Annotated in this window: 11 protein-coding genes and 1 tRNA gene; 4 read left to right on the top strand and 8 right to left on the bottom strand. The window is 62.2% G+C overall.

Going from position 1 to position 18,161, the window contains the following annotated elements:
* Positions 1–2 precede the first annotated feature (2 nt).
* The 5 genes from LPJGGPFB_RS04750 to LPJGGPFB_RS04730 all read right to left on the bottom strand — a co-directional run bounded on the left by LPJGGPFB_RS04750 (position 3) and on the right by LPJGGPFB_RS04730 (position 4,057).
* A complete protein-coding gene (locus tag LPJGGPFB_RS04750) occupies positions 3–479 on the bottom strand; it encodes a UPF0262 family protein (protein ID WP_115418517.1) in 477 nt (158 codons plus the stop codon).
* Positions 476–1,780 carry a histidinol dehydrogenase gene (gene hisD, locus LPJGGPFB_RS04745; protein ID WP_234902765.1) on the bottom strand — a complete coding sequence of 435 codons (1,305 nt, stop codon included), beginning with the start codon at positions 1,778–1,780 and terminating at the stop codon, positions 476–478. The genes LPJGGPFB_RS04750 and hisD overlap by 4 nt, the downstream gene beginning before the upstream one ends.
* Before the next feature lie 37 nt (positions 1,781–1,817).
* Complete coding sequence (locus LPJGGPFB_RS04740; protein ID WP_173418964.1) at positions 1,818–2,258, bottom strand: DUF2948 family protein; 441 nt, start codon at positions 2,256–2,258, stop codon at positions 1,818–1,820.
* Positions 2,259–2,364: 106 nt separating this feature from the next.
* A complete protein-coding gene (gene murA, locus LPJGGPFB_RS04735) occupies positions 2,365–3,657 on the bottom strand; it encodes a UDP-N-acetylglucosamine 1-carboxyvinyltransferase (RefSeq protein WP_173418963.1) in 1,293 nt (430 codons plus the stop codon).
* 160 nt (positions 3,658–3,817) lie between these two features.
* Positions 3,818–4,057: a hypothetical protein gene (locus LPJGGPFB_RS04730; protein ID WP_173420949.1), complete on the bottom strand. Its 240-nt coding sequence runs from the start codon at positions 4,055–4,057 to the stop codon at positions 3,818–3,820.
* A 158-nt stretch (positions 4,058–4,215) separates the two neighbouring features.
* Here LPJGGPFB_RS04730 and LPJGGPFB_RS04725 point away from each other — a divergent pair.
* Together LPJGGPFB_RS04725 and LPJGGPFB_RS04720 are read left to right on the top strand one after the other, a co-directional pair.
* Positions 4,216–4,290: transfer RNA gene (locus LPJGGPFB_RS04725), tRNA-Thr, on the top strand.
* Between the two features lie 282 nt (positions 4,291–4,572).
* Entirely contained in the window at positions 4,573–4,782 is a 210-nt protein-coding gene (locus LPJGGPFB_RS04720) for a cold-shock protein (protein ID WP_025425871.1), read from the top strand.
* Between the two features lie 578 nt (positions 4,783–5,360).
* On the opposite strand, the gene pncB is transcribed toward LPJGGPFB_RS04720, so the two are convergent.
* From pncB to LPJGGPFB_RS04705, 3 genes are all read right to left on the bottom strand, one after another.
* On the bottom strand, positions 5,361–6,665 hold the full coding sequence (gene pncB / locus LPJGGPFB_RS04715; protein ID WP_173418962.1) for a nicotinate phosphoribosyltransferase: 1,305 nt from the start codon (positions 6,663–6,665) through the stop codon (positions 5,361–5,363).
* A 130-nt stretch (positions 6,666–6,795) separates the two neighbouring features.
* On the bottom strand, positions 6,796–7,395 hold the full coding sequence (gene pncA / locus LPJGGPFB_RS04710) for a bifunctional nicotinamidase/pyrazinamidase (RefSeq protein WP_173418961.1): 600 nt from the start codon (positions 7,393–7,395) through the stop codon (positions 6,796–6,798).
* A gap of 181 nt (positions 7,396–7,576) precedes the next feature.
* Positions 7,577–8,764, bottom strand: coding sequence for a polysaccharide biosynthesis/export family protein (locus LPJGGPFB_RS04705; RefSeq protein WP_173418960.1), 1,188 nt, complete (start codon positions 8,762–8,764; stop codon positions 7,577–7,579).
* Between the two features lie 405 nt (positions 8,765–9,169).
* On the opposite strand from LPJGGPFB_RS04705, the gene LPJGGPFB_RS04700 reads away from it, so the two are divergent.
* A complete protein-coding gene (locus tag LPJGGPFB_RS04700; protein WP_173418959.1) occupies positions 9,170–16,714 on the top strand; it encodes a type I polyketide synthase in 7,545 nt (2,514 codons plus the stop codon).
* Positions 16,711–18,126 carry an aminotransferase class I/II-fold pyridoxal phosphate-dependent enzyme gene (locus LPJGGPFB_RS04695; protein ID WP_077502836.1) on the top strand — a complete coding sequence of 472 codons (1,416 nt, stop codon included), beginning with the start codon at positions 16,711–16,713 and terminating at the stop codon, positions 18,124–18,126. The genes LPJGGPFB_RS04700 and LPJGGPFB_RS04695 overlap by 4 nt, the downstream gene beginning before the upstream one ends.
* The last annotated feature ends 35 nt before the right edge of the window (positions 18,127–18,161 follow it).

Here is an 18,161-nt window from a genome sequence, read left to right as displayed (position 1 = left end):
CGTCATCCGCGCCAGTACAGCACGCAGACGAGCGTGAACAGACGGCGGGCGGTGTCGAAATCGAGCCGGATCTTGCCTGACAGGCGATCCATCAGCGTCTGCGAACCCTCGTTGTGGATGCCGCGACGCCCCATGTCGATCGCTTCGATCTGGCTCGGCGTCGCCGAACGGATCGCCTCGTAGTAGCTTTCGCAGATCAGGAAATAGTCTTTCACGATCCGGCGAAACGGTGTCAGCGAGAGAATATGGGTGGCGACGTCGGATCCCTTCTCGGTCGAGATCGCAAAGACCAGTTTTGCGTCCATCAAGGAGAGGTTGAGTTTGTAGGGGCCGCCCGGATGGCCGACCGGCTCGAACAGGTTTTCTTCGAGAAGATCGAAGATCGCAACCGCGCGCTCATGCTCCACGTCGGGCGTCGAACGGCCGATCGTCTCGTCCAGTACGACATCGCAGAGGCGCTGATTGCGGTCTGCCTTCATCCCGCATCCCCGAGATTGAGGCGGATCGCGACCGAGCGCGCATGGGCCTCAAGCCCTTCGGAGCGCGCCAAAGCGATCGCCGCCGGCCCGAGGATGCGCAGCTGCTCCGCATCGAGCCGCAGGATCGACGTGCGCTTCATGTAATCGAGAACACCGAGGCCGGAGGAGAACCGCGCCGAGCGGGCGGTCGGCAGCACGTGGTTCGAACCGCCGACATAATCGCCGATAACTTCAGGCGTGTGGCGTCCGACAAAGATGGCGCCGGCATTGCGGATCTTCGCGACCATCGGCTCGGGATCGGCAAGCGCCAGCTCCAGATGTTCGGCGGCAATGCGGTTTGCAAGCGGTATCGCCTTTTCCAGATCCGGCACCAGGATGATCGCTCCGAAATCGCGCCAGCTCGCAGAAGCCGTCTCGGCACGCGGCAGCGTCTTCAGCTGCCGTTCGACCGCCGCCTCGACGGCCTCGCCGAAGGCGGCGTCGTCGGTGATCAGGATCGACTGGGCGCCGACATCGTGCTCGGCCTGCGCCAGAAGATCGGCGGCGATCCAGTCCGGATCGTTGTCGCGGTCGGCGATGACGAGCACTTCCGAAGGGCCGGCGATCATGTCGATACCGACGGTGCCGAAGACCTGGCGCTTGGCGGCAGCCACATAGGCATTGCCCGGGCCGACGACCTTTGCGACCGGCGCGATGGTGGCGGTGCCATAGGCAAGGGCTGCCACGGCCTGCGCGCCGCCGATGCGGTAGATTTCCTCGACGCCGGCAAGACGCGCTGCCGCCAGCACAGCCGGGTTGATCTTGCCGCCATTGGCCGGCACAACCATGACGATGCGCTCGACACCGGCGACCTTGGCCGGCAGCGCGTTCATCAACACCGAGCTTGGATAGCTCGCCGTGCCACCGGGCACGTAGAGCCCGACGGCATCGACCGCCGTCCAGCGTGAGCCGAGGCCGACGCCCATCGTATCCTCGTAGATATCGTCCTTCGGCCGCTGGCGGGCATGATGCGACTCGATGCGAACGGCCGCAACCTTGAGCGCGCCCAGCACTTCCGGCTCGACCACCTGGATCGCCGCATCGATTTCCTCGGCACTGACGCGCATCGGCGTCGTCGCGAAGTCGATACCGTCGAAGCGGGCGGAATATTCCGCCACCGCCTCATCGCCGCGCAGACGCACATCGTCGATGATCGCCTTCACCGCCGCATTGACGTCCTCGGAAACTTCACGCTTGGTGGTCAGAAACGCCGCGAACTGCTGTTCGAAGTTACCGTCGAGATAGTTCAGCCTGATTGCCAACGCAAAATGTCCTTGTCGTATGCCTGTGTCGCGGAGCTCAAACGCCTTCGGGATGCCGGGGCTTGAAAGCGGTTTCCCATGCCCCGCCGGTATCTGCAAGCTGCACCTCGATGCATTCCACATCAAGGGCAATGGACGCGTCGCCGGCAAGAACGAGTTCGACTGTGCCTTCCGGCCCCTCGCCGGCGACCTTGAATGTTACCGCCAGCAGGTCGAGCACGGCCTCGCCATTGCCACGATCAAAACCGAGCGAACGCACCGCACCCACCCGCTTGAACAGGAGCACGGCCCGTCGACGCTCGAAGGAACGGCGCTTGCCATCGGCCATCTCCCAGACGAACCGGTTGACGCTGAGCGAAAACTGCTTGCGGCGCGCATCGTATTCCAGCCCGGAAACCTTGAACACGGCATCCTGGACGTGGGCGGAGACGACGGCCAGATCCTCTTCATCGAGCGCCAGCAGCTTCAGACCATCCATGCCATCCATTCCTTTCGCTTTCGTCGCACATTTTGCGTGCCACAATTGAAATGGACATAGGACGTCGCGCCTGAAACCGCAACGGCATCAGGCGCGACGGGTAAAATCAGTCGCTGACGCGCTCGACATGGGCGCCGCAACGGGTGAGCTTTTCTTCCAACCGCTCGAAGCCGCGGTCGAGATGGTAGACGCGCGACACCATGGTTTCGCCTTCCGCCGCAAGGCCGGCGATGACAAGCGAGACGGAGGCACGAAGGTCGGTTGCCATCACGGGCGCGCCCTTCAGCCGGCTGACGCCCTCGATCTTGGCGGTCTGGCCCGACAGCGAGATCTTGGCGCCAAGGCGGGCAAGCTCCTGCACGTGCATAAAGCGGTTTTCGAAGATCGTCTCAGTGATATGCGACGTGCCCTTCGCCATGGTCATCAGGCCCATGAACTGCGCCTGCAGGTCGGTCGGGAAGCCCGGGAAGGGATCGGTGACGATATCGACCGGCTTGATGCCCGCACCGTTGCGCACGACGCGGATGCCGCTGTTGGTCTCGGTGATCTCGGCGCCGGCGCGGCGGATCGCTTCCAGCGCGGTGTCGAGCAGCGCCATGTCGGTGTCTTCGAGGATGACGTCGCCGCCGGTCATGGCAACGGCCATGGCGTAGGTGCCAGTCTCGATGCGGTCAGGCAGGACGCGGTGACGGGCGCCCGACAGCGAGCGCACGCCCTCAATGGTGATCGTCGCGGTGCCCTGGCCGGTGATCTTTGCGCCCATGGCGTTCAGGCAGTTGGCAAGGTCGACAACCTCAGGCTCGCGCGCGGCGTTGCCAAGCACGGTGGTACCGTTGGCAAGTGTCGCTGCCATCATCAGCACGTGAGTGGCGCCGACGGAAACTTTCGGGAAGGTATAACGCGCGCCGATCAGGCCGCCGGCCGGGGCCGTCGCGTTGACGTAGCCGCTGTCGATCTCAATGTTGGCGCTGAGCGCCTGCAGGCCCTCAATGAACAGGTCGACCGGACGCGTGCCGATGGCGCAGCCGCCCGGCAGCGAAACACGGGCCTTGCCTTCACGCGCCAGAAGCGGACCGATGACCCAGAAGCTCGCGCGCATCTTCGACACGAGCTCGTAAGGCGCCGTGGTGTCGACGATGTTGCGGCAGGTGAAATGGATCGTGCGGGCGTAGCTTTCGCCCTGGCGCTCGCGCCGGCCGTTGACCGAGATATCGACGCCATGGTTTCCGAGGATGCGGATCAGCTGCTCGACGTCGGCCAGATGCGGAACGTTTTCCAGCGTCAGCGTATCGTCGGTCAACAGCGATGCGATCATCAGCGGCAGGGCCGCATTCTTCGCGCCGGAAATCGGGATGACCCCGTGAAGTTCATTCCCGCCTACAATCCTGATGCGATCCATGAGGCCTCTCGAACGGGCTTGGCCCGCCTTTCCAAAAAAGTGAAGTGTATCTGAAGGCGCCTCTTTAGGGGAGACGCCGCGAAATTAGAAGTGCCTTGAACGCATGGCAGCCACGGCCGCCTGCTCCCACGAAAGACCGCCGAACGGCGCCCTGCCCGTACTAATCTTCCGATTCGTCCGTTTTTGCGGCAGGCAGGCCGATCGCCTCGTCGGGGGCCCCGGACCGGCGCGCGCGCATCTGCTGCTTGCGGCGCTGGAGATTGTCGCGCAGCGTCTTGGCGAGGCGCGCCTTCCTCAGGTCCTGCTCGGTCGTATCCTTTTGCCGGCGCTTTGCCGGCGCGCTCTCCGGCTCGGTCAACGAAGCTTCGCCCTCAGCGCTTTTCTTGTCGTCTGTTTGCATGGTGGATGCATTAGCGCAAAAGCAGGGGGTTCGGAAGCCGAAACGGATTTTCTCACAGGACAACAGCGAAAACTTCAAAATGCTGCTTGCGCTCCCCGTCCAGCTATGGCAATAGCCGCCTCGCTTGATGCGGCTTGTCAACGAACCGGCCGCGAGATGCTGCTATAGCTCAGGGGTAGAGCACTCCCTTGGTAAGGGAGAGGCCGAGAGTTCAAATCTCTCTAGCAGCACCATTTCCCTCTTAGACATGCTTGAAACATTGCCAGTATTCGGCGGCGCCAAACCGCGCTGGGCGCTCATATGTGCATAGCCGCACAGCCCGCCTAGGCATCGACAAACAAAGCCTTGCAATCGTCACATTCAGCTCTTATTTGGCGGAAATCGATATTGCTGACGAACTTTGTGTCGGCGCCCTAAGCGCGTGAGAGACGGACTTCCCTCTTCAAAATCGGTTATCCTGATCCGGAGGTTTGTTTCCGGGAATGTCTATTACGAACGATTGAAAGGGAATCGTCATGGCTACAGGCACAGTAAAGTGGTTCAACAGCACCAAGGGTTTCGGCTTCATTCAGCCTGACGACGGCAGCCCGGACGTGTTCGTTCACATCTCGGCCGTTCAGCGCGCAGGCCTTTCCGGCCTCAACGAAGGTCAGCAGATCAGCTACGAGCTGACGCGCGACCGCAAGACCGGCAAGTCTTCTGCAGACAACCTGCAGGCCAAGTAATTTTCGCGCGTCGCTGCCGAACGCAGATGTGCGGGCGGCGGCACAGCGAATGGGAAGGTCGGGTTCGCCCGGCCTTTTTTGTTGCCCTGATGTCACCGGCGACGGACAGATCCCCTTAAAAATCGGCGGCGGTCCAAGCTGGAATATGCATCGTACTCAAGACATTACCCCATCACGAGCGTGCGCTGAACAGCGACGACACGACCAGGCCTCGATCGCACACACGGAACGTTTTGCGACAGCCGGCGTTACCTCTTCAACGGCAATGACGTGGAGGTTTTGAAATGAAAGGCATCGTACTCTGGCTCATGGGCGTACCCTTAATCGCCATCATCCTGCTTTACATGTTCGTGTTTTAACCGCTCGCCGAGGCTATCCGGCTATCAAAGCATTCAAGCGGAAGATTTAATTTGTAGTTGCAGACGGCGAAGAATGCGCCTTAACGCAACCTTAAGATTCGCCCCCTAGATTTGATATTGCGATGATGGACAATCGCAACGCTTAAATCCCCTTTTGAAACCGGCTCTCGCCGGTTTCTTTTTGTCCGGTCTTCGCGTTGCGCAGCCTTCTCGCCGCCATCAGACCTTGACGGCCTGCTCGACGAAATCCTCGCTTCCGAAGAATTTAAGGTAGCGCTGAACCTCTGCCGCGTCACCGGTCGCCTTACGGGGGTTGTCCGACAGCTTGACCGCCGGCCGGCCGTCGGCATCACTGACCTTGCAGACGATCGATATCGGGTTGAGGCCCCTGATCTCTGTCGGCGCGCAATCGGCAAAGTCATTGGTGAGGTTCGTTCCCCAACCGAAGCTCATGCGCACGCGCCCTTCGAAATGCCGGTAGGTTTCGATGATCGTCTCGACATCGAGGCCGTCGGAAAAGATCAGCAGCTTTTCGCGCGGGTCTCGCCCCATCTTCTTCCACCAGGCGATGATCTTCTCGCCGCCTTCGATCGGCGGGGCGCTGTCCGGGCGAAAACCGGTCCAGTCCGCCACCCAGGCTGGCGCATCGCGCAGGAACGCTGCCGTGCCGAAGGCATCGGGAAGAACGATCAACAGATTGCCGCCGTAGAGCTGGTTCCAGTCCTGGAGCACCTTGTAGGGCGCCTGGGCGAGCTCTGTGTCATTGCGGGCGAGCGCCGCTGCCACCATCGGCAGCTCGTGCGCGTTGGTGCCAAGCGCTTCCAGATCCGTGTCCATTGCCAGAAGCACGTTGCTGGAGCCTGAGAAGGATGCGCCGATGCCTTCCTTCAGAGCCTCGACGCACCAGCGCTGCCACAGGAAGCTGTGGCGCCTTCGGGTGCCGAAGTCCGAGATCCTGAGGCTGGGATATTGCCTGAGGCGCTCGACCTTCGACCACATCTTCGCCTTGGCGCGGGCATAGAGCACGTCGAGCGTGAAGGGGCCAAGGCCCTTCATCGCCGAGCGCGAGCGCAGCTCGTTGATGATCGCAAGCGCCGGGATTTCCCACATGGTGGTTTCGGCCCAGCGCCCGCGGAAGGTCAGCTCGAACTGGCCGTCGCGTCGCGACAGCTCGTAGTCCGGCAGGCGGAACTTTGCCAGCCAGGCCAGAAACTCGGGCGAGAAGATCTGCTTTCGGCCGTAAAACGAATTACCGGCAAGCCAGATCATTTCCTTCTTGGAGAACCGCAGGTCGCGGGCATGGTCGAGCTGCTCGCGCAGCTCGTGCTCGTCGATTTCGTCGGCGAGCCGCACGGTCTTGGTGCGGTTGATCAGCGAGAAGGTCGCGTCCACATCCGGATAGAGCTGCCAGATCATCTGCAGCATCAACAGCTTGTAGAAATCCGTGTCGAGCAGGCTACGCACAATCGGGTCGAGCTTCCAGGCGTGGTTGTAGACGCGCCTGGCGATATCGGTCTTGGTCATCTCAGGAATTGCTCCTCCTGCAGTGCCACGCGTCTTACGAGACGCGCAAAGGTCGCTGCCACACGTTGAACTTCAGCATATTTCCTTAATCCGAATGCGAATTAAGGAAATATGCAGAGGGCCCGCAGGGCTAAAGCATCCGCACGCCGGCTTGCCGCATGCGCGTGATCATGGCGGCGAGCGAGCCGTTCAGATCGATGCCCCTGCTGGCATCGAGCACGACCGAGGTCGAAAACCCTCTCGCAACCGCGTCGAGCGCTGAAAAGGCCACACAAAAATCGGTCGCCAGACCGCACAGGGTGACGCTGTCGATACCGCGGTCCCGGAGGTAGCCGGTCAAGCCGGTCGGCGTCAGGCGATCGTTCTCGAAGAAGGCGGAGTAGCTGTCGATGCCGGTGCGAAAGCCCTTGCGGATCACCAGTTCGGCACGCGTCCATTCCAGCGCCGGGTGAAAATCAGCACCTGCGCTGCCCTGAACACAATGATCAGGCCAAAGCGTCTGCTCACCATAGGGCATCGTTATCGTTTCGAACGGCGCCTTTCCCGAGTGGACGGAGGCGAAGCTCGAATGTCCGTCGGGATGCCAGTCCTGCGTCAGCACCACATGTTCGAATGTCCGGATCAGATCATTGACCACAGGCACGATCTCACCGCCGCCGGCGACGGCGAGCGCTCCACCCGGGCAGAAATCGTTTTGCACGTCGACGACGATCAACGCTTCACCAGCCATCGCTTTTCCTTCGACCGGACCAATCCCTATCGATCACCAAAATCGATTTAAGTCCAAGATCAATCACAGAATTTGAGTGACGGCAACCCGCTTCGAACGCTTCGCGGCCCGTTCCTCGAACGCAAAAGAAAAAGGGCGCCGACCGCGGTCGACGCCCCTCTTATACTGTATTTCGAATGGATCAGTTGTTGATGCTGTTGATGTTGTCTGCGATCGAGAAGCCGGAATTGGCAATGCCGACCGGCTGAGCAACAAAGTTCAGGAACTTCGAGAAATCGACCGACGGATGGCGCGATGCGTAGATCACGTCGCGATTCTTGATCGGGAATGTCTGGCCGACGATCAGGCTGTCCGGCTTGCTCATGTCGAAGCGGTAGACGATCGGGTAACGTCCCTGGCTGTCGGTCTTCATGCCCTTGCGCAACATCTCGTTGAAGCGCTGCTGGCCGAGAAGGCTCATGACCACATCCGGCTCTTCGTAACGGAAGATGAAGTAGCCCTTCATGTCGAGCGCGTAGTCGGAACCACCGCCGGCAAGCCCCATCGCTTCCAGCAGATTGAGATCGTTGGCGCCGAATTCGACACGCTGGTTCGCCTTGACGGCGCCGAGGATCGTGAAGCGGCGCGGATCGCGCGCGACGAAGATCTGGTCGCCCGGCTTCACATGGATGTTTTCCGACGGGTTCTCGATGATCGACTTCAGCAGGACCGTACCGGTCTTCTTGCCGCGCACCAGCGTCACATAGGTCTCGTAGGGCTGAGCGACCGGGCCGCCTGCCTTGGCGATGACCTCGTTGATCGTTTCGTCGACGAGGCTGAGCGGCACGACCGAGGACTTGCCGACGGCACCCGAAACGGTGACGTTGCGCGACGCGGTGCTCATGCTCGTGACGATGACGTCAGGCTCCACCGCCTTCTGCTTCAGCGCTTCCAGGATTGCCTGGCGCGCCTGCTCCAGGGTCAAGCCGGCAAACTGGACCGGCCCGACATAGGGAATGGCTGCCTTGCCGTCAGGCTGAACGACCAGATCGATGCTTGTCTGCTTGGAATCCTGCGTCGAGAAGAGACCGTCGCTGCCGGCCTCGAAGATCGACACTTTCAGGGCGTCACCGACACCGATGACGACGCGGCCGACGCCGCCGCCAACGCCGAACCGGCGGTTGAGCGTCGACGACACATAGTCGGAAACAAGGCGCGCCGACTGACCGGTTACATCGACGATATCAAAGACAGTGGCATTCTTTCGACCGATTTCGGCGCCGGATTGACCAGCATCCGCAACAATGGCTCCGGCCAGTGGCCCTTCGCCCGGAACAGCCTGACATCCCGCAAGTGCGGTAGAAAGCAGAAGGGCAGCTACACGTTTCAACTAAGATACTCCGAATTCGGCACAGGTATGATTCTGTTCATAGTTCTGCGCCGCATGATCTCCCGGTCGGGAATCCGCCGGTCTCTGAAAAGCACAATAGCCGTCTCACAACAAGTCACTTGCAGACGATGACGAGCAAAATAATTGGCCCTGCGCCTTTCCGGTCATACCTCCTACACCTTGCCGGGTTTGCCGCCCGATTTGTCTTGGATGAAGGTTCTTGGCATGTATATGTTAGGCCTTTGGACTTGAAAGCTAGGCACTTTAAGTTAAAAGCTGACTAATGAGGCGGAACGAATATACATGGGGATAACCCTGGGGCGGGACGATTGGCGGTTGCGTTTTCCGTTTGGAGCCGCAATCGCAGATGCAACTTTAACGTCAGTTTAGAGCGTTCGATCATACATGGCTGTTGAGATTATTGGGCGTGCATGCCTCGCCCCTGGAGCAGAATCGCCTTTGGCGTTGTTCAAACTTCTTCGTCAGGGCAAGTGCACTGTTACCAGCATCCCCTCCGATCGCTGGGACGTTGCGCGTTTCTGGCACCCGGTCATGGGCACGCAGGGCAAGACCTATTCCTTTGCTGCCGGCGTACTCGATCAACTCTATGATTTCGACCCGGCCGTCTTCGGCATGTCGCAGCGCGAAGCCATGTATATGGATCCGCAGCAGCGCGTGCTTCTGCAGCTTGCCTGGCGCGCGCTCGAAGACGCCAACATCTCGACGACCTCGCTGCATGGCGAGAATGTCGGCGTTTATATCGGCGCATCGAGCCTCGACCATGCCAACCTGACGGTCGAGGATCCGGCTGCCGCCGGGCCGTACTTCATGACCGGCAACACTCTGTCGATCGTCTCCAATCGCATTTCGCACATTTTCGGCTTAAGCGGCCCGAGCATGACCGTCGATACGGCCTGTTCCTCCTCGCTCGTCGCGCTCGATCAGGCGATGCGGGCACTCAACGCCGGCGAAATCGATACGGCGATCGTCGGCGGCGTCAATATTCTCGCCCACCCCCTGCCCTTCGTCGGTTTTGCGCAGGCGCGCATGCTTTCGCCCGAAGGGCTCTGCCGCGCCTATGACAACGATGGCGCAGGCTACGTGCGCGCCGAGGGCGGCGTCGTGTTCGTGTTGCGCCGCTCCGACCGCGCCCGCAAGGAAAAAGACCGGAGCTACGCCCGGATCGTTGCGTCGGGCGTCAATTCGGCCGGCCGGACCAACGGCATCTCCCTGCCTTCGCGCGAAGCCCAGGCAAACCTGCTCAGGGCGATCTACGAAGGCAACGGCATTGATGCCAACCAGGTCGCCTTCGTCGAGGGTCACGGCACCGGCACCAAGGTCGGCGATCCCGCAGAAGTCTGGTCGATCGGCACGGTCATCGGCGCCAACCGTCGGGCACCAGTCCCGATCGGATCGATCAAATCGAACATCGGCCACACCGAGCCGGCTTCCGGCCTCTTCGGCATGATGAAGGCGATCCTGGCGCTCGAGAACAACTACCTGCCCGCATCGCTGCACTTCGACACGCCGAACGAACATATCGATTTCGACGGCCTGAACGTGCGCGTAACGGCGAGCCCGATCGAATTGCTGCGTGGCAAGCGTGCCCGGCTTGCCGGCATCAACTCGTTCGGTTTCGGCGGCGCCAACGCCCACGTGGTCATCAGCGACCCGGAGCCGATTTCCGAAGACAAGATCAACAATCCGCCGTCGTCAGGGCATGTCTTCCTCGCAAGCGCCCACACCGCATCGAGCCTTGAAGCCCTGCTGAAGGACTACAAGACGCGCTTTGCCAACGCGTCCAAGGGTGAGATCCGCTCGATGGTCGCGGCTTCCGGCGCCAACCGCACGCATATGCGCTATCGGTTCGCAGCCCGCAGCGACCATCCCGAAGATATCGTACGCGCGATCGCCAGCCATGTGGAAAAACCGGGCTCCGATATCGGCGAAGTGGGCGAAGCTGTCACCAGAGATGCCAAGGTCGCCTTCGTCTTTTCGGGCAACGGCTCGCAATGGGCCGGCATGGGCGTCGAAGCGTTCCGTGAAAACCTTCACTTCCGCCAGTGTTTCACCTCGGTCAGTGCGCTCTTCAAGTTCCATTCCGACATCTCGCTGACCGAGCTTCTGACGGATCCCAACCTGGACAAGAAGCTGTCCGATACGAAGATCGCCCAACCGCTGCTCTTTGCGGTTCAGGCCGCCCTTTCCGATTCGCTTGTCGCCATGGGCATCAAGCCGGTCGCCGTCTTCGGTCATTCGGTCGGCGAAATCGCCGCTGCCTATGCGGCAGGCGCGCTGTCGATGGTCGATGCCGTCTCGATCGTCGCCAAGCGGTCGCTGCACCAGGATCTGCTCGCCGGCCATGGCACCATGGCCGCCGTCATGCTGGGTGAAGATGCCGCACGCGCCTTTGCCGAGGCCCGCGGCCTCGACGAGCTTTGCGTCGCTGCCGTCAACGCCCATAATTCAGTGACGATCTCGGGCCCGGCGCATCAGATTTCCGCTTTCCGCGACGCGGCGCGCAAGGCCAAGATCCCGGTCCAGATTCTCGACATCAACTACCCCTTCCACCACCCGATCATCGACCGGGCAAAGGACGCGTTCCTGTCGGACATTCCCGACATCGCGCCCCGCCGGGCGGAAGTCACCTACTTGTCGACGGTTACGGGTGCAGCCCTTGACGGGACGCACCTCGATCCGGACTACTGGTGGAAGAATGTCCGCGAGCCGGTTCGTTTCCAGGCAGCGGCAGAGGCGGCGATCGAGCTCGGTTGCCGGCTCTTTGTCGAGATTTCTCCGCGCCCGATCCTCTCTTCCTACGTCAAGGAAACAATCAAGCAAGCGGCCTCTCCGGGCATGGTCGTGCCGACACTGCTCAGAGACGTCGGAGAGACCGGTCAGGATCCGATTTCGGCCGCCATGGCGCGAGCCGTCGCCCACGGCGCCATCGTCGATACGACACGCGTCTTCGGCAAACGCAATGCGGCGATCTCGCTGCCGAGCCTGCCGTTCGAGCCGGTCGAACTGCGACCGGCTGCCACCACCGACGCCACGGACCTCTTCGGCCGCACCGCAAAACCCTACCGCCTGACCGGCTGGCGCAGCGATCCGAACAGCGGCAGCTGGAAGAACCACATCGATGCGCCGCTGTTTCCGGATCTGGCCGAGCATGTCGTCGACGGCAAGGCGATCCTGCCGGGCAGCGGTTTCATCGAAATCGCCGTCGCAGCCGCACAGCAGTTTTATGGTACCGACGAGGTCGAGATCACCAATCTGGAGATCGTCCGGCCGCTGGAGCTCAGCGACAGCCGCATCATGGAGCTGTCGACCGTCCTGTCGCCGGAAACCGGCGACATCGAAATCCGCTCGCGCGAACGGCTGTCGGAAGACGACTGGGCCGTTCACGCGGTTGCCCGGTCCCGCAAGCCGTTGCCGAGTGAAGAACGCCCGCTGCCGTCCTTTGCCGGCATGCAGAAGACGGCAACCGTCGCTCCGGCCAAGGCATATGATACCGCACGGCAGTTCGGCCTCGACTACGGTCCGCGTTTCCAGTTGCTCGCCAAGGCCGTCGCCTATGACGATCGGTTCGTCGACGTCGAGCTGAAGAGCCCGGACAAGTCCGGTCATCCACTGATCACCTATGCCCTCAACCCAATCTCGGTGGACGCCACGTTCCACGGGCTTGTTGCGCTTTTTGACCGCTTTACCGGCGACAAGAGCGGTGCACCCTATATTCCGGTGCGGTTCGGTTCCGTGCGCGTCGTCAATGCCGGCAAGCCGATTGCGCGCGCCACGATCGAGATCGAGCGTGTCAGCGCCAATTCGATCAAGGCCAAGTTCCACTTCTTCGACAAGTCCGGCGGACCAGTTGCCTATTTCGAGGATTGCCGCTTCCGGCGTACCTATCTGCGCAAGCACAAGACGCTAGACGCCCTGTCGTTCCACTACGAGACTGTGCTTTCCGAAGCGCTCCTGCCGACGGTTGATGCTGGCGCCCACGCGCCGGTGACCCTCAGCGTCGCGACCGCGGCCGATACCGGTATCGACAACACGACGTTGCTGTTCAACGCAGCCATCTATCGCGCCTGCCAGGAAATTGCGCTGAAGCTCGGCAGGGGACGATCGGTCGTGCGCAGCGACAGTCTGCCCGGCGAATTCGCCTTCCAGTGTTTCCTGGCGAGTTGCCTCTACGTACTTGAGGATGCCGGTCTCTGCGAACACAAGGACGGCGTCTGGACCGTCGCGCAGGAATTCAGCCTCCCGAGCGTTTCCGAAATCCTGCGCGAACTCTATGGCGAGCGCCCGGATCGCGCCGTCGAGGCGGTTCTGATCAACAACGCCTACGCCGAAGCTCTGGCGCGTCTTGATGTCCTGCTGGCGGCTCCAGCCGGCGGCGATACCGAAACCGTCGCCAATTCCGGCTTCATCAGCGATGCGACGCTAGACCATCAGGCCGTGCACTCCGAGGCAAGCCGCCAGCGCATGGCGCTCGTTCTCGACACCGTGGAAGCGGCGCTGCGCACTCAGCCAGCCGGAATGCGCCTGCGCATTGTCGAACTCGGCAGCGTTTCCGCCGGCTTCACCCGTCGCCTGTCGGCGCTTGCCGCCAAACACGGCGCGAGCCTCAGCGTGGTCGAACCGCGTGACAACGCGCAACGTGGCCTGGAACTCGCATTTGAAAACGATGCCCATGTCCGCATTCTCAAGAAGGGTGAGCTTGCGACCCAGGCGCCGTTCGATCTCGCCATCAGCGCATCCGACCGCCTCTACGGTCTGATTGAAGACGATATCGACGTTCGCGCGGCGCTTCGCTCGACGCTCCGCCGCACCGGTGGCCTTGTCGCCGCAGTCGGCGCGCCATCGCTCTTCAACGATTTTGCGCTCGGACTGTCGGACGGCTGGTTTGCCCGCAGCCAGGCCGCGGAGTTCCCGATCGGCAATCTCGCAGCCGTTCCGCATTGGCAGAAATGTCTGGCTGATCTCGACCTTCGCGAGATCGACGTTACGGATCGCGAATGCGCCAGTGGCAACATCATCGTTCTCGAAGCACGCGGCGTGGAAACGCCGGTGCCTGCCGAGACCGGTACCGATGCTGCCGTCGCAGCAGTTGGGACCTACCTGCTGCTGCAGGTCGGCCTGCGCCAGAAAACGCAGCCGTCCGCAGGCGCCGTCCCGGTCAATCTGACGGGTGACACGTCTACGGATACGGCGTTGCTTCGCGATGCGCTCGAGACCTTCGGCGATCGACCCGTTCGGGCCGTCTTCCTATCGTCGCCTGCGCCGAAAAGCCGGACTGACGACTCCGCCTCTTTGCAGGCTCAGGTTCTGGCGCTCAGCGCCTTGGCAGAAGTGCTGCGCCAGCACGTCGGCGACACCGATCCAAACGGCGACGCACGCCCCAGGCTCGTTCTTGTCGCACCTGACGGGGCGCCGGTTGCCGCCCGTGTGTCGGGCACGACGGCGGTAAGCTCCGGCACCAATGCCGGCCTTTGGGCTTTCGCCCGCGTTTTGCAGAACGAGTACGAGTTCCTCGACGTCCACGCTCTGGATCTTGCCGCAGACAGCGCGACGTCTGACGAGCAGAAGACTGCTGCGGCGCTTCCATTGCTTGCCGTTTCCGGCACCAATCGTGAATGGCTGCTGGAAGGGCCGAACGGATCGCTCTCGGAAATCCGCGCAGTTTCCGGTCCGACCGACAGCGCCCATGGCTCGACGGCGTCCTTCGACGCAGCCACAATCCGTCAACGGGTCGCCTCTCAGGTCGGCAGCATCGTTTGGGAAGAAAGCAGTGTGCCGACCGCGGGCCCAGGCGACGTTGTCGTCAAGGTGGCTGCCACCGGCCTCAACTTCCGCGACGTGATGTGGGCCATGGGTCTTCTGCCCGAAGAAGCGCTTGAAGACGGCTTTGCCGGTGCGACGATCGGCATGGAACTGTCCGGTCACGTCGTTGCCGTCGGTAAGGGCGTGGACGATCTTTCGGTCGGCGACGCCGTCATGGCGATCGCCTCGGCGGCCTTCTCCACCCACGCGGTCGTTTCGCGCGCCGGTGTCGCCCGGTTGCCGCAATCGGTCAGCCCGGTCGCGGCTGCCACCGTGCCGGTCGCGTTCCTCACCGCCTACTATGCCATGGTGGAACTCGGCCGCATCCAGGCCGGCGAAACCATCCTTATCCACGGTGCCGCCGGCGGCGTCGGCCTTGCAGCACTGCAGGTTGCCAAGCTGAAGGGCGCGAAAGTCATCGCCACGGCCGGCACGCGCGAGAAACGCCGCTTCCTTTCGATGCTCGGCGCCGACCATGTGTTCGATTCGCGCTCGCTCGGTTTCGTCAACGACGTGCGCGCCGTGACAAACGGCGAAGGCGTCGACCTCGTCCTGAACTCGCTCTTCGCCGAAGCGATGGAGCAGAGCCTGGCGCTCGTCAAACCGTTCGGCCGTTTCCTCGAACTCGGCAAGCGCGACTACTACGCAGACAGCAAGATCGGCCTTCGGCCGTTCCGTCGCAATGTCAGCTACTTCGGCATCGACGCCGACCAATTGCTGGTCAACGCGCCGGCGCTCACCAAGCGCATCTTCACCGAGATCGGCGCGTTGTTTGAAGACGGCAAGCTGACACCGCTGCCGTACCGCGCCTTCGATTTCGACGAGATCGGCAATGCGTTCCGCCTGATGCAGAACGCAGGCCATATCGGCAAGATCGTCGTGCTGCCGCCAGTGGCCGGGAAACACCAGGTCGCAACCCAGCCACGCGGTGGCGTCACGATCGACCCTGAAGGCATGCACCTCGTCGTCGGCGGCATCGGCGGCTTCGGCCTGGCCGCTGCCAACTGGCTTGCCGACAAGGGTGCGAAGAATATCGCCCTTTGCTCGCGGCGCGGCCTTGCGGACGCGGAAACGACGGCGATGATCGAGCTTTGGGCCAAGGCCGGCATCTCGGCGACGGTTCATGCCTGCGACATCACGGATGCAACGGCAGCCAACGGCCTGCTTGCAGAATTGCGAAACATTGCGCCGCTGCGCTCCATCGTTCACGCAGCGATGGTGCTGGACGACGCGCTCATCAGCAATCTCAATCGCGAGCGCAACCGGCCGGTCATCGACACCAAGGCAAAGGGTGCCGCTGTTCTCGATCAACTGACCCGTGGCGACGCGCTCGATAACTTCATCCTGTTCTCGTCGGCAACGACGCTGGTCGGCAATCCCGGCCAGGCGAACTACGTTGCTGCCAACGGCTACCTTGAAGGTCTTGCCCGTGCCCGGCGCGCCGAAGGGCTTGCCGGTCTTGCGGTCGGGTTCGGCGCGATCGCCGACAAGGGCTATCTGGTACAGAACACCGACGTCAACGACCTCTTGGCCAAGCGCATCGGCAAGACGGCGCTGAAGGCGCAGACGGCGCTCGACATGGTGGAAAGCCACCTTGCCGGCGACCCCGGCACGGTCGACGCCGCCGTCGTTATGATTTCAGAGCTCGACTGGTCGGCCGCCCGCAACCTGCCGGTCGCCCGCAACGCGCTCTTCGAGGTTATCCTGCGCAGTGCCGATCAGCATTCGTCCGGCGGCGAAGGCACCAAGATGGACCTCGTCGCGATGATCGAGGGCAAGTCTGCTCAGGAAGCCGAGGATATTCTCTTCGATCTGGTCGCAGGCGAAATTGCCGCGATCCTGCGGGTCTCGAAGGATACGGTCACGCGCAGCAAGGTCTTGAAGGAAATCGGCCTCGACAGCCTGATGGCCGTCGAACTCGGCATGAGCTTCCAGCAGAACACCGGCTTCGACATGCCTCTGAGTGGCGTCGCAGACAACACGACGGTTGGCGACGTCGCCCGTAAGCTCTATGAGAAGGTCAGCAAGCGCGACCAGGGCGACGACAGCGACGGTGCGGATGACAAGTTGGTCACCGAGTTGGCGCAACGGCATGTCGGCACGGCAAAGGAAAAAGCACAGAGCCAATGAGCACGAACGGAAACGGTCCCGGCTCATCCAAGATGACCAGCAGCCTCAAGGAGAACCTGCTGGACCGGATGAGAAACACGCATCAATCCTCCGAGCGCAACCGCATGGCGCGGTCGGAGCGAGAGATGCCGCCGCCGGCCCGCCGGCAGCAGGCCCGTTTCGAGGATCTGCCGGAATACAAACAGGTTCAGACCCAGAAGTTTGCCAGCGAACAGCTTGGGATCGCCAACCCGTTCTACCGGGCGCATCAGACCGCGGCCGGCGCCACGACCGTTATCGACGGCCGCAAGCTGATCAACTTTGCGTCCTATGACTATCTTGGCCTCAACCGGCACCCGGAGGTGCTGGCAAGGGCAAAGGAAACCGTCGAGACCTTCGGCATCTCCGCCTCGGCCAGCCGGCTTGTCGCCGGCGAGCGGCCTGTTCATGTCGAGCTGGAAGAAAAGATCGCGCGCTTCTATGGCGTCGATGCCGCCGTCTGCTTCGTCAGCGGCTATCTGACCAATGTCGCGGCCATCAGCTGCCTGATGGGACCGAAGGACCTCGTCGTCCACGACGAGTTCATCCACAACAGCGCGTTGGCCGGCATCAAGCTTTCCGGGGCCACGCGCCGCCTGTTCAAGCACAACGACGCCAGCGACCTTGAGCATGTGCTGCGCACGGTCTCGGGCGATTATCGCCGTATCCTTGTCATCGTCGAGGGTATCTACTCGATGGACGGCGACGTTGCCGATCTGCCGGCCCTCCTGAAACTCAAGGCCGAGTACGGCTTCTGGCTGATGGTCGACGAGGCCCATTCCCTGGGGGTCGTCGGCAAACATGGCCGCGGCCTTGCGGAACACTTCGGCGTCGATCCGAATGAGATCGACATCTGGATGGGTACGCTGTCGAAGACGACGTCAAGCTGCGGCGGTTACATCGCGGGCAGCGAAGCGCTCGTCGCCGTGCTCAAGGCGTCGGCTGGAGGCTTCGTCTACAGCGTCGGCCTTGCTCCGGTTCTGGCCGCATCGGCCGCCGCAAGCCTCGACGTGCTTGCGCGCGAGCCGTCGCGCACAGCCGCCCTCAGGCGCAATGGTGCGCTCTTCCTGAAGCTTGCCAAGGAGGCAGGTCTGGACACCGGTCTCAGCAGCGGCTTTTCCGTGGTGCCGGTTCTGGTCGGCGATTCTCTGCGCGCCGTCCAACTCTCCAACGATCTGCTGGCGGCCGGCGTCAATGCGCTGCCGATCATCCACCCGGCGGTTCCCGAAGGGCTGGCGCGGCTGCGCTTCTTCATCACCAGCGACCATACGGAAGAGCAGATCCGCAAGACGGTGACGCTGACGGCCGAGCGCCTGAAGGATCTGACCGAACGCAACTTCGGTCTCGGCGGAATCGATATCGATCAGATGATGAAGGCGCTCTCGGCGCGTTGACGAAGCGCAAGCGCCCCCCAAGGGCCGGATGCCGC

The organism is Ensifer adhaerens (assembly GCF_013283195.1).
Taxonomy (GTDB): domain Bacteria; phylum Pseudomonadota; class Alphaproteobacteria; order Rhizobiales; family Rhizobiaceae; genus Ensifer; species Ensifer adhaerens_G.
The sequence above is the reverse complement of the archived record's forward strand: the minus strand, read 5'-3'. Positions and strand labels throughout refer to the sequence as shown.